The organism is Ruminococcus sp. (assembly GCF_016287535.1).
GTDB lineage: Bacteria > Bacillota > Clostridia > Oscillospirales > Ruminococcaceae > Ruminococcus.
The window spans coordinates 46296-58851 of record NZ_JAEFAJ010000016.1 but is presented as its reverse complement, the minus strand read 5'-3'; the positions used below and the strand labels follow the sequence as shown (position 1 = coordinate 58851).

Here is a 12556-nt window from a genome sequence, read left to right as displayed (position 1 = left end):
TCAGGTAGGTCCTAAGTACAGACCTGTAGACAGCGAATATCTCGACTTCGACGATGTTTGGGAGAAGTACATGGATATGATGGAGTGGCTGGCAGGACTCTATGTCAACACCCTCAACGTTATCCACTATATGCACGACAAGTACAGCTATGAGAGACTGCAAATGGCTCTCCATGACAGAGATGTAAAGCGCTATTTCGCAACAGGTATCGCAGGACTTTCAGTCGTTGCCGATTCGCTCTCTGCTATCAAGTACGCAAAGGTAAAGCCTATCCGCAAGGATATCGAAATAAAGGACAAGGCAGGCAATGTCACAGGCGTTGCCAAGAACGTTGTCGTTGACTACGAAATTGAGGGAGACTTCCCGAAATACGGCAACAACGATGACCGTGTAGACCAGCTTGCTGTTGAAGTTGTCCGCCGCTTTATGGACTGCGTAAGAAAGCACCACACCTACCGCGATGGCGTGCCCACAATGTCAATTCTTACAATTACTTCCAACGTTGTATACGGCAAGAAAACAGGAAACACTCCTGACGGCAGAAAGCAGGGAGTTCCGCTGGCTCCGGGAGCTAACCCGATGCACGGCAGAGACACTCACGGCGCTGTAGCTTCGCTCTCGTCTGTAGCTAAACTGCCTTTCAGACACGCACAGGACGGTATCTCCAACACATTCTCAATAGTTCCTAACGCACTGGGCAAGGACATGGAGGTATTCGCAGGAGACCTCGACCTTGACAAGCTCAGAGGCGAATAATATGTGCGCACCCGAAAATAAAAGCTCCCCTGAGGAGCTTGCAGACCTGATAGACCAGCTCATGGCGCAGGGAAGCGGTCATGTAAATATAGTCGGAAACGGCTCGGAGCTGAAAGTCGATACCGTGAAAAGCACGGATATCTGCGGCACAAAGGGCGCCTGCTGTCAGCCCACGGAGCTTGAGCCCGAGGACGACGAATTTTAATTGTCATACGCATAAATCGCATTTTCCTATCAAACTGCCGTAAGCGATGTACGGGCAGCAGCTTAATAAAAAGTGAGCGAGCGAAGCAAGCGGCAACGTGGATAGGGTGCAGCGTCACGCTGCAGGGAGGATAAATATGGATAATCAGAAACAGGTAGACAACCTCATCGAATTGCTTGACGGCTACGTTGAAAAAGGCGGACACCACCTTAACGTAAACGTTTTCACCCGTGAAACTCTCCTTGACGCTCAGGCTCACCCTGAGAAGTACCCACAGCTCACCGTAAGAGTTTCGGGCTACGCAGTAAACTTCGTAAAGCTCACAAAAGAGCAGCAGGACGACGTTATTTCAAGAACATTCCACTCAAGTCTCTGATAAAAAGCTGCAACATATAAAGTTTTGCCCCTGAGCGTATTAAAAAGCGCTCAGGGGCATTATATTTATCTTTCTGTGATGAATCGGGCAAGCTCAACATTGCCGTCTGTTTCAATGGATACTATACGAAATCCGCATTTTTCGGTATAGAACTTAACATTTTCCTTCTTATCCAAAGGCGTTACTAAAGTGAGCTTCTCCCAATCATCATAAAGCTCCTTTACAAACCGAACTGACTTAGTACCTAATCCTTTGCCCTGATACTCAGGGATAATGCACAGGCAAGTTATCTCATATACTCCCATTTCCTGCATTTTACAAGAAACACAGCCAACAGGCTTTTTATCGCACAGTATGATATATTTCGGATACTCTCTTATTGATTCTTTCATCATTTCTACCGTTCTGCCGTATCCGGGACACGCACCATATCTCATGTAATCGCTGTAAAAAGCAGCATCGTAGATATTTACCAGTATTTCCGCATCTTCTGATACTGCTTTTCTATATTCTATCGTCACAGTTTATCAGCTCCGCATCTTCCGATTTATAATAGTACACATTATAGCATGATACAGCTGAAATGTCAATAAAAAAGCCATAGCACTTCTGACTTTCATCAGAAATACTATGGCTTAAAACTTCTATACCAGTGTCTTTTCACAGGCACAGCCTATTTTGTTTTATTTAGTGGCATTAGTCGCGTATATTCCAAGTATTATTGACGCGTCCACTGCGTCTGCTGTGCCGTTTGTGTTCATATCAGCGGCAGTTTTCTGAGCTGCTGAAAAACGTGAGCCTCGTCCCGAGGAAACGCTTGCGTACTCCGTCAAGACCTCAGAAGCGTCGATAGCGTTTATTGCATTATCGCCGTTCACATCGCCCTTTGAAAGGTTAGTCTTGTCGCCGCTCTGTACCTTTATAGTCGGGAAGTCGGTGTACTCCACAGGAGAGTCCATAAACAGCTGTACCCAGTTAGCACAGCCGCCGTCATTATAGTAGCCCACACCGATGTACTTGCATCTGGAATTGAGAATATTATCTCTGTGACCGTTTGAATTCATCCAGCCGCTCATAACATCTTCGGGAGTAGGATATCCTGCGGCGATATTCTCGCCTACCCAGCTCCAGTTGAGCCCTGCGTCTTCAACAGCGGTAAAGCCGCGTCTGCCGTCGGGGCGTGTATGGTCGAACTTGCCTGCTATTTCCTTTGCGCGGGCAGAAGCCGCTTTGTTCATGGATATAAGAGCCTTGACAGGCTGGAGACCTCTCTTTGATCTCTCGCTGTTCACAAGCTTTACTACCTGCTCAGCATAAGCGTCGGCATTTGCCGAAGAAGCCTCTACTATGTTGTCGCCGAGCACAAATGCAGTATCAGGGGCAGCAAAACTCATCATCGGCAGCACAGCCGATATAGTCAGAGCTATTGAAATTACAGACGCCAAAAGCTTTTTCATAAAAAATCACTCCGTTTCTGCATATTTCCCCCAAAACCATGCATTTCACTTCTTATATTTTAAAGCTGTAAAAAACTGCGAAGCCGATAAATATTATACATAATGTTTACCAGCTGTCTAAGTTTATTATATCACAGGTTGTCCGACAAGTCAACAGGGATGACGAAAATTCGCATATTACACAGTGAGAAGAACTTCCTATACAGCACAATAGACAAAGGGAGTTGTACCATATTGTACAACTCCCTGTATAGTATACGATCCGTAATAAATTACTTGATCTCGATTGTAGCGCCAGCCTCTTCAAACTTAGCCTTGAGCTCGTTAGCCTCAGCCTCAGAAACGCCTTCCTTGATAGCCTTAGGAGCAGCCTCAACGATCTCCTTAGCCTCCTTGAGGCCGAGACCGAGAACTTCCTTAGCAACCTTGATAACGCCCATCTTAGCGTCACCGAAGGAAGCAAGGATTACGTCGAACTCTGTCTTAGCAGCAGCAGCGCCGCCTGCAGCAGCACCAGCAGCAGGAGCAGCAGCGATAGCAGCTGTTACACCGAATTCCTCCTGGATAGCGTCTACGAGCTCAGAAAGCTCAAGAACGGAAAGAGTCTTGATATCTTCAACAAATTTTGTGATCTTCTCAGAAGCCATGATAATAATCTCCTTTTAATAGTATTTGCCCTTCAGGGCTGTGATTTTAAACTGCGGAGCATATCTCCGCGTAACGTGTGTGAAAGACTAAGCGGCAATTATGCAGCTTCTTCTTCCTTCTTCTTGTCTGCAACAGCGTTGAGAGTAGCTGCCAGCTTCTGAAGAGGGCCCTGGAGAGAGCCAACGAGCTGAGCGAGAAGGGTGTCCTTTGAAGGGATCTTGGAAAGAGCAACAACTCCAGCCTGATCGTAAACTTCACCTTCAACGAAACCTGCCTTCAGATTGAACTTCTCATCGCCTGCCTTCTCAGCGAACTTACCGAGGATTCTTGCGGGAGCAGTCTGATCGTCGCTTGATACAGCGAGAGCAGTTGTGCCGTTGAGAGCCTCTTCAAAGCCCTCGATACCGCATTCCTTGAAAGCGCGGAGAAGCATTGTGTTCTTCTCTACAAAGTAGTTGACGCCAGCCTCACGGAGCTCTTTTCTGAGCTTGGTATCCTCTTCAACAGTGATACCCTTGTAGTCAACGAGAACGCCTGATACGGAGTTCTTGATGATCTCGGTGAGCTTCTCGACCTTAGCCTTCTTTGCTTCGAGTACAGCATTGCTTGGCATAGTGTGTATTCACCTCCGAATGATTTTTATCGTATTCAGAGAGAGCAATAAAAATGCCCATTCCGACAGCGCAGAATGGACAACGATAATTCTATCAATTGCTATTCCTCGGCGGGACTTACTGAGCTTTCGCTCTGCCAGCTGTCTTTAGAATACGATGCTGTATATTTCACAGCTTGATAATTATAGCATACTATTTCTCATTTGTCAAGCATTTCCCGAAAATAAATCAAAAGAAAAAGATGAGGGGAAATGATACGAAAAAAGCCTCTCAAATTGAGCATGGTTTTTCATTCAATAATATCCGAAAGCATTTTCCCGCCTTTTTCCGCATAGACCACAGGAAAGCTGTCCCCTATGCCTACACGTCTGTTCATGAATGTATGGGTACCCTTATGCAGCTGCCCGCTGCTGTCAGTAAAGCTGTAATCGCATATATAGTTGGTAAAGCCGCTGCTATCCTGCTTTACGGTCACATTGGTGACGGAAGCCTGACCCTGCGTGCCGTTCTTCATAAGGTATCCCTGAACACCGCGCTTCCTGAGAAGCACTGCAACAGCAATGATACCTGCCAGCGCCGAAGCAGCTGCACCTGCATACAGCAATATAATTCCGAGCTTATCGGGCTTTCTGTACACCTCAAAGGGGTTGTTCTCGTATACATAGCACTGATAATGCGCACCGACATAAGTTGATTTACTGCCGACTCCGTTGGTTATGCTGGCATTTATGGTCTTTCCGCTGCTGTTTACGTAATCCACATTTGCACTTACATGGTTGCCCACTTTGACAAAATCCGTCACAACGCAGTCAGTAAGCTTTCCGCCGGGCGGAGGGAGCATAGCATTCATCGCAGCGAAGATAAGTGTTGCAGGCACGAGCAGGATCAGCAGAAATCCTACGAACAGCGGTATTCCAACAGACATTTTTTTCATAATTAGTCCCCCTTTTAATAAAAACGGCAGTTCCCGTGACGCCGATGACCTTCGGAGCTATTCATGGGAACTGCCTGAATACATATTATTGCCTTTTTATTACTTTTTAAGAGCAGCCTTTACTGTCTTGACGATGTTCTCTGCTGAGAGACCGAACTCCTTGAGGAGTGCGACAGCAGGACCTGAGTGACCGAACTCGTCGTTCACGCCGATCTTGATAACAGGAACAGGACAACACTCTGTAACTGCATCTGCAACAGCAGAGCCGAGACCGCCGATAACACTGTGCTCTTCAGCAGTAACGATAAGACCTGTCTCCTTTGCACACTTGCAGATGAGCTCCTTGTCGAGAGGCTTGATAGTGTGGATATTAACAACTCTTGCGGAGATACCCTCAGCTTCAAGTGCCTTGGCAGCTTCTACAGCTTCGTTTACCATGAGACCTGTAGCAACGATAGTAACGTCCTTACCGTCCTTCATGACAACGCCCTTGCCAAGCTCGAACTTGTAGCTTGCAGCGTCGTTGATCACCGGTACTGCAAGTCTGCCGAAACGCATATACACAGGACCGTTGAAGTCAAGAGCAGCCTTTACAGCAGCCTTAGCCTCTACGTCGTCACAGGGGTTGATGATAGTCATGCCGGGGATAGTTCTCATAAGAGCGATATCCTCGTTGCACTGATGTGTAGCGCCGTCCTCACCAACAGAGATACCGGCGTGTGTAGCGCCTATCTTTACGTTGAGGTGGGGGTAGCCGATAGAGTTTCTTACTATCTCGAAAGCTCTTCCTGCAGCGAACATTGCGAATGTGCTTGCGAAGGGGATCTTTCCGCAGGCTGCAAGACCGGCAGCAACGCCCATCATATTAGCCTCTGCGATACCGCAGTCGAAGAAACGATCCGGATAAGCCTTCTTGAATATACCTGTCTTTGTTGCAGCAGCAAGGTCTGCGTCGAGAACTACCAGGTCCTTATATTCGCCGGCAAGCTCCTTGAGAGCCTCGCCGTAGCTTTCTCTGGTAGCCTTTTTGATAACATCTGCCATGTGATTAGTCCTCCAATTCCTTTAACTGCGCATTAAGCTCTGACATAGCCTGCTCGTACTGCTCCTGATTTGGAGCTGTACCGTGCCAGCTTACCTGATTTTCCATGAATGAAACGCCCTTGCCCTTTGTGGACTTCTGAATGATAGCCACGGGCTTGTCCTTTACGGAGCCAGCCTCTGTGAAGGCTCTGTCGATATCGTCGAAGTCGTGAGCGTCCATAGTGATAACGTGCCAGCCGAATGCTGCGAATTTATCAGTGATAGGCTCAGGTGAGCATACCTCTGTAATCGGACCGTCTATCTGCAAGCCGTTGTTATCTACGATAGCAACAAGATTTGAGAGCTTCTTGTGAGCTGCAAACATAGCAGCCTCCCATACCTGTCCTTCCTCGATCTCGCCGTCGCCGAGGATAGTATATACCTTGTATGACTTGCCGTCGATCTTGCCGGCGAGAGCCATACCGCAGGCTGCTGAGATGCCCTGTCCGAGAGAGCCGCTTGACATATCAACGCCGGGAATGTGTATGCAGGGGTGACCCTGAAGAAGTGCGCCTATGTGTCTGAGAGACTTCAGCTCCTCAACAGAGAAATAGCCCCTCTGCGCAAGTACCGAGTAGAGTGCGGGTGCAGTATGTCCTTTTGAGAGGACGAACCTGTCTCTTTCGGGAGCGTCGGGGTTCTTGGGATCATTGTTCATTTTGTTGAAGTAGAGATAAGTGAGTGTGTCGCTTATCGACAGCGAACCGCCCGGATGACCTGATTTAGCGTTATAGGTTCCTTCGATAACGCCCATTCTTACCTTGCAGGCAGTTTTCTGCAATTCCTTTTTAAGCTTTGCGTCCATATTGACCTCCAATATTTTTTTAACGGCTCATGCCGTGATCTGCATTTTTTGGTAGCAGGGGCAGGCTTTCTCCTCCATCCTCAAAGTGAAAGGTCAGACGGACGGTCCTGCCCCTGCGGGGTTGGCTATACCAATATTATACCGCAATATTTGAGTTATTGCAATGCATTTCTTGCTGAAAAATGTAAAATAAATATGTACATCATCTCATAGCTGTCATAATAAGGACTATGACGTAAAAGATGAAAAAGCCCGTACACACCGCCGCAGGCAGTGATATGAGCAGTTTGTTCTGTTTTTCGTGGAGCGTGCCCCTGAGCCTGAGAGCCTTCATGAGCAGGAACGATATTATCCACATTGGAACAGCGGATACCGCCAGCGCAAGTATCGCCACGTCCTCAAGAGTGAAGCTTGCGGCAGCTTCAGATGCCCTGCCGCTGACCCTGCTGTAAATGAGCAGCCCGATAAGTCCCAGTACGCACACTACTGCGATTATGTATGCAATTATTGCCGCCTTCTTGTTTTTCATTGTTCTACTTTCTGCACCTTTCGATGATATATTCTATGAGCTCTGAAACGGCTCCCTCGTCATTGGTGCGGGTGAGTATAAGGTCTGCCTTTGCCTTTACGGAATCTTCCGCATTTGCAGGACAAGCTCCCAGATCAGCTTCGACTATCATCTCTATATCGTTGTCGAAGTCGCCTACCGACACAAAGGTACAGTCCTCCATGCCGCTGAGCTTCCTGTATTCCGCAAGAGCGGAGCCCTTGCTCACTCCTTTGGGGAGCATTTCATAAAATATCTCCGAGGACTTCACAAAATCAACGTCCCCGTAACCGAGCTTCTTCACAAGAAGCTCCATACATTCCACGTCCTCAGGTGACATGGCAAACAGCACCTTCAGCCAGCCGCCTTCCTCTATCTCTTCAAGTTCCTTATAATACGGCTCTATGCCGCAGAGCCTTGTATGCAGCTGCTGATAATCGGTATTGCTGAAAACGTAGGTGCCCTCCGCTTTCAGCACCTCTCCGCCCACATCCGGCATAAGCTCCATGATACCTGTTACATATGCCTTTGCCTTATCGGGGAGAGGGTGTGAACAGAGTGTTTTCCCACTCATATAATCATATATCGCCGCTCCGTTGTACATGATTATGGGGTATTTCAGTCCCAGCATCGAGCGGTACTGGTCAAAGGACTGCACTGTGCGTCCCGTAGCCACTGAAAATCGTCCTCCCAGCTCCCTGAAATGCTCTATGGCACGTCTGTCGGAGTCGGTTATCCTCTTGTCAGTGCTGAGGAGAGTGCCGTCCATGTCGCTAAGCAGGACTACTTTTGATATATCTTCAAACAACGGTATCCCTCCTACATTTTTTCAAGCTTCGCGAGCACCGATATGAAATAATCCGGCAGCCCGCTCTCAAACTCCATATACTCCCCTGTTGACGGGTGTATGAAGCCTATCTTACGGGCGTGGAGACACTGCCCCTCTATGCCCTTGAAGGGCTTCCCGTAAACGTCATCTCCGAGTACAGGGTGTCCTATGTAGCTGAGATGTACTCTTATCTGGTGAGTTCTTCCAGTTTCCAGCCTGAGTCTCACATGGGCGTAGCCGCCGTACTGCTTTATCACGCTGTAATGAGTGACAGCGTTGCGGGAATTCTCACTGGTAACGCACATCTTCTTGCGGTCGGTCTTATGCCGTCCTATGGGAGCGTCCACAGTGCCCTCGGTATCCTTGAAATAACCGCAGGCTACCGCCTCGTATTCCCTCGTGAAGCTGTGAGCCTTTATCTGCTCCGCAAGCTTCAGGTGAGAAGCGTCGTTCTTCGCAACTATCAGCAGCCCGCTTGTGTTCTTGTCGATACGGTGTACTATCCCCGGACGTATAACTCCGTTTATGCCCGAAAGGCTGTCTCCGCAGTGATGCAGGAGCGCGTTCACGAGAGTGCCGGTATAGTTTCCGTGAGCAGGGTGTACTACCATACCCTTGGGCTTGTTCACAACAAGGAGGTCATCGTCCTCATAAACTATATCAAGGGGGATATTCTCCGGAACAGCGTCCATCGGCTCAGGCTCCGGTATCTCCACCGTCACCTCGTCCCCTGCTTTCAGCTTGCAGTTCTTGCTTACCTCTTTGCCGTTCACAAGGACAAGTCCTTTTTCAATGAGACCCTGGACCGCAGAACGTGTGAGCTCAGCAATATTGTCCGAAATATACCTGTCGATACGGCTTCCCGCATTCTCCGCAGTTACCGCAAGCACTACCGTTTCATTCATTGCTCTCTGCTGCCGCAGCTTCGGCTTTCTTTGCCTTCTCGATCTTCGGGTCTATGAATATGCCGTATATCAGCAGCATTACGAAAGCCACCGTAACGCATATGTCAGCCACGTTGAATATAGCGAAGCGGAAGAGTTTCAACTCGAACATATCCACTACATAGGCAAAGCGGAAACGGTCTATAAGATTGCCTATTCCTCCCGCAATGAACAGAACTATCGCCACATCAAGGAATTTCGAGCGCCTGTACACCTTTATGAGCATTATTATGCCTGCGAGCACCACGATACTCGTGAAACCTACAAGAAACCAGCGTTTTCCGGACATCATTCCGAATATAGCTCCCTTGTTTTCAAGGTAGGTAAGGTCGAATATCTTAAAATCGCCGATATGGATAAAATCCTTAGTTCCCACGGGCTTCAGCTCATATATCGCCCAGTATTTCACAAGCTGATCGGCTGCGATAAGGGCTGCCGCCAGCAAAGCAAGTAATATAGCCACTTGTTTTATCCTTTCAATAAGACTGCCTGCCGACTGATCAGCCGACAGGCAATATAATACAGATCAGACCTCCACAGCTGCTGCACACCTCTCACAGAGGGTGGGGTGAGTATGATTTGTGCCGACGTACTTGCTGAAGCACCAGCAGCGCTCGCACTTTTCTCCCTCAGCCTTTGCGACCTCGTAAACAGTCTCGGCTCCGCCCTTTTCGACCTCAACGCCTGATACGATGAGGATATCCTTGAGCTGGTCAGCAAGAGATACATATTTATCGTAGTCAGCCTCGCTGCTCCTGATAATGATCTTAGCCTCAAGGGACTTACCGATAGTCTTTTCGTTTCTTGCGTCCTCAAGAGCCTTGTTTGCTCCGAGTCTTGTGTTGTAAATGAACTGCCACTTGTCAATGAAGTCGGCTGTGAACTCAATGCCGCTCTTTTCCGGCATCTGATTGAGGAATACACTCTGAGTGTCGTCGTCTGCGGAGTGTGGCATGAACTGCCATATCTCCTCAGCGGTGAATGAAATGATAGGTGCGGCAAGTCTTGTTATCGCACTGATAATGCGGTACATTGCCGTCTGAGCTGCGCGGCGGAGAACTGAATCCTCCTTCTCGCAGTAAAGTCTGTCCTTGATTATGTCAAGGTAAAAGTTGGACATATCTATTACGCAGAAGTTGTGGAGAGCATGGAGGGCGATATGGAAATCAAATGCCTCGTAGCCCTTCTTCATAGTGTCGATGAGGTTGTCCAGCTTCATGAGAGCCCACTTGTCGAGCTCTGTGAGCTTATCGTCGCTTACGCAGTCCTTGTCGGGATCGAAGCCCGCGCCGTTTCCGAGGTTGCCCAGTATGAAACGTGCGGTATTTCTGATCTTCTTGTAGGCGTCGGAAAGCTGGCTGATTATAGGCTTGGATATACGGATATCGCTGTGATAATCGGAAGAAGCTGCCCAGAGTCTGAGGATATCAGCGCCGAACTGCTCTGTTATCTCACTTGGGTCGATACCGTTTCCGAGGGACTTGTGCATTGCCTTGCCCTCGCCGTCAACTACCCAGCCGTGTGTGCATACTGCCTTGTAAGGAGCGCAGCCCTTGTACACAACAGATGTGAGGAGGGACGACTGGAACCAGCCTCTGTACTGATCGGCACCTTCAAGGTAGAGATCAGCAGGCCATGTAAGACAGGGGAAGTCCTTGCCTTCCATAACAGAAGTATGGGATACGCCGCTGTCGAACCATACGTCCATGATGTCATATTCCTTGGTGAATTCACCGCAGCCGCATTCGCACTTTACGCTTGCGGGGATAAACTCACTTGTATCCTTAGTCCACCATGAATCAGCGCCCTCCTTGCGGAAGAGCTCTGCGATAGCGGAGATAGTCTCGTCGTTGTATATGGGCTTGCCGCAGTCCTTGCAGTAAACAACTGGTATCGGAACGCCCCATGTTCTCTGACGTGAGATACACCAGTCGCTTCTGTCGCGGACCATTCCCTTGATACGGTCCTCGCCCCAGTCAGGTATCCACTTTACGGACTCGATAGCCTTTATAGCCTCGTCCTTGAAGCCGTTAACCGAGCAGAACCACTGCTCTGTAGCTCTGTATATGATAGGACTGTTGCAGCGCCAGCAGTGAGGATACTGGTGGACGATCTTCTGTGTAGCCAGCATAGCGCCCAGCTCTGTGAGCTTTGCGGCGATAGCCTTGTTCGCCTGATCAGTATCCATGCCCTCGAACTCGCCTGCTTCGGCGGTCTGCTTGCCCTTTGAGTCAACGCATACGATTATGCCGATATCGTCGTAGTTCTTGCACACCTCAAAGTCCTCGACGCCGTAGCCCGGAGCTGTATGTACGCAGCCAGTACCGCTTTCAAGAGTAACGTGGTCGCCGACGATTATCGGTGACGGACGGTCGTAGAGGGGGTGCTTTGTCTTCATTCCCTCCAGCTCAGCGCCTGTAAAAATATGGTCTGTGGTATACTCTGTGATACCGGCAGTTTCCATAGTGGTCTTTACAAGCTCCTCAGCCATTACGTAGTACTCGTCGCCTACGTGAACGAGGGTATAGTTGTACTCCGGACCGAGGCATATAGCCAGGTTGCCGGGGATAGTCCATGTGGTAGTTGTCCAGATAACGAAGAATATCTTTGAAAGATCAAGACCGAGACCTGTGAAAATGCCCTTGTCGTCGGTAACATTGAACTTTACATATATAGAATAGCAAGGATCGTTGGAGTACTCTATCTCAGCCTCTGCAAGAGCTGTATTACAGTCAGGGCACCAGTAGACAGGCTTCAGGCCCTTGTACATATAGCCCTTCTTTGACATTTCTCCGAATACCTCTACCTGTCTTGCCTCGTACTCGGGACGGAGGGTAAGATAGGGGTAATCGTAGTCGCCCAGTGAACCGAGCCTCTTGAAGCCCTTCATCTGGTTTGCGACCTGTGTCATAGCGTATTCACGGCAGTGCTTTCTCAGGTCTACCGCGGGGATAGCGCCGTTCTCAACTCCGATAGCCTTCATAGCCTTCAGCTCGATAGGAAGACCGTGTGTATCCCAGCCGGGAACGTAGGGAGCACAGAATCCGCTCATATTCTTATACTTTACGATGAAGTCCTTTAACGACTTGTTCAGCGCGTGACCAAGGTGGATCTCGCCGTTTGCGTAGGGAGGTCCGTCGTGAAGAATATAAGAAGGCTTGCCCTTATTCTTATCTATCATCTTGTAGTAGAGTCTTTCGTCCTCCCATTTCTGGAGAGTTTCAGGCTCTCTCTTGGGCAGATTTCCGCGCATGGGAAATTCTGTCTGCGGTAAATTAAGAGTGCTGTTATAATCCTGTGCCATACTATCCGATCTCTCTTTCAAAAGCTCCGAGAGATCCTCCTTTCGATCTTTTT

The 12556-nt window shown here is 48.8% G+C and carries 15 protein-coding genes; 3 read left to right on the top strand and 12 right to left on the bottom strand.

Translation table 11 applies throughout. From position 1 onward, the window contains the following. The 3 genes from QZZ36_RS07795 to grcA3 all read left to right on the top strand — a co-directional run. Nucleotides 1-757 (top strand): pyruvate formate lyase family protein (locus QZZ36_RS07795; protein ID WP_295079507.1); only part of this gene is annotated, 757 nt, incomplete at its 5' end. 1 nt (nucleotide 758) lies between these two features. Further along, nucleotides 759-962: a hypothetical protein gene (locus tag QZZ36_RS07790; RefSeq protein WP_295079503.1), complete on the top strand. Its 204-nt coding sequence runs from the start codon at nucleotides 759-761 to the stop codon at nucleotides 960-962. A 130-nt stretch (nucleotides 963-1092) separates the two neighbouring features. Then, nucleotides 1093-1338: an autonomous glycyl radical cofactor GrcA3 gene (grcA3, locus tag QZZ36_RS07785; RefSeq protein ID WP_347491806.1), complete on the top strand. Its 246-nt coding sequence runs from the start codon at nucleotides 1093-1095 to the stop codon at nucleotides 1336-1338. Nucleotides 1339-1403: 65 nt separating this feature from the next. Here grcA3 and QZZ36_RS07780 read toward each other — a convergent pair whose 3' ends face one another. The 12 genes from QZZ36_RS07780 to ileS all read right to left on the bottom strand — a co-directional run bounded on the left by QZZ36_RS07780 (nucleotide 1404) and on the right by ileS (nucleotide 12503). After that, a complete protein-coding gene (locus QZZ36_RS07780) occupies nucleotides 1404-1859 on the bottom strand; it encodes a GNAT family N-acetyltransferase (protein WP_295079500.1) in 456 nt (151 codons plus the stop codon). A 162-nt stretch (nucleotides 1860-2021) separates the two neighbouring features. Continuing rightward, nucleotides 2022-2795 carry a CAP domain-containing protein gene (locus QZZ36_RS07775; protein ID WP_295079496.1) on the bottom strand — a complete coding sequence of 258 codons (774 nt, stop codon included), beginning with the start codon at nucleotides 2793-2795 and terminating at the stop codon, nucleotides 2022-2024. A 272-nt stretch (nucleotides 2796-3067) separates the two neighbouring features. Then, the gene (gene rplL / locus QZZ36_RS07770; protein ID WP_024861668.1) at nucleotides 3068-3442 is read right to left on the bottom strand and encodes a 50S ribosomal protein L7/L12; all 375 of its coding nucleotides are present in this window, start codon (nucleotides 3440-3442) and stop codon (nucleotides 3068-3070) included. Nucleotides 3443-3540: 98 nt separating this feature from the next. Next, nucleotides 3541-4056 carry a 50S ribosomal protein L10 gene (rplJ, locus tag QZZ36_RS07765; RefSeq protein ID WP_295079490.1) on the bottom strand — a complete coding sequence of 172 codons (516 nt, stop codon included), beginning with the start codon at nucleotides 4054-4056 and terminating at the stop codon, nucleotides 3541-3543. Nucleotides 4057-4346: 290 nt separating this feature from the next. Next, complete coding sequence (locus QZZ36_RS07760) at nucleotides 4347-4991, bottom strand: hypothetical protein (RefSeq protein ID WP_295079486.1); 645 nt, start codon at nucleotides 4989-4991, stop codon at nucleotides 4347-4349. A 99-nt stretch (nucleotides 4992-5090) separates the two neighbouring features. Next, the gene (locus QZZ36_RS07755; RefSeq protein WP_295079483.1) at nucleotides 5091-6035 is read right to left on the bottom strand and encodes a transketolase family protein; all 945 of its coding nucleotides are present in this window, start codon (nucleotides 6033-6035) and stop codon (nucleotides 5091-5093) included. A 4-nt stretch (nucleotides 6036-6039) separates the two neighbouring features. Next, nucleotides 6040-6879 (bottom strand): transketolase, encoded by an 840-nt coding sequence (locus tag QZZ36_RS07750; protein ID WP_295079480.1) that lies wholly within the window; start codon nucleotides 6877-6879, stop codon nucleotides 6040-6042. Nucleotides 6880-7081: 202 nt separating this feature from the next. Next, nucleotides 7082-7408 carry a hypothetical protein gene (locus QZZ36_RS07745; protein ID WP_295079477.1) on the bottom strand — a complete coding sequence of 109 codons (327 nt, stop codon included), beginning with the start codon at nucleotides 7406-7408 and terminating at the stop codon, nucleotides 7082-7084. Between the two features lie 4 nt (nucleotides 7409-7412). Then, the gene (locus QZZ36_RS07740; RefSeq protein ID WP_295079474.1) at nucleotides 7413-8234 is read right to left on the bottom strand and encodes an HAD family hydrolase; all 822 of its coding nucleotides are present in this window, start codon (nucleotides 8232-8234) and stop codon (nucleotides 7413-7415) included. Nucleotides 8235-8245: 11 nt separating this feature from the next. Continuing rightward, nucleotides 8246-9160, bottom strand: a complete 915-nt coding sequence (locus tag QZZ36_RS07735; RefSeq protein ID WP_295079471.1) for an RluA family pseudouridine synthase — start codon at nucleotides 9158-9160, stop codon at nucleotides 8246-8248. Continuing rightward, complete coding sequence (gene lspA / locus QZZ36_RS07730; protein WP_295079468.1) at nucleotides 9153-9662, bottom strand: signal peptidase II; 510 nt, start codon at nucleotides 9660-9662, stop codon at nucleotides 9153-9155. Before lspA ends, QZZ36_RS07735 begins: the two co-directional genes overlap by 8 nt. Before the next feature lie 63 nt (nucleotides 9663-9725). Next, nucleotides 9726-12503, bottom strand: a complete 2778-nt coding sequence (gene ileS, locus QZZ36_RS07725) for an isoleucine--tRNA ligase (protein WP_295079516.1) — start codon at nucleotides 12501-12503, stop codon at nucleotides 9726-9728. Nucleotides 12504-12556 lie beyond the last annotated feature (53 nt).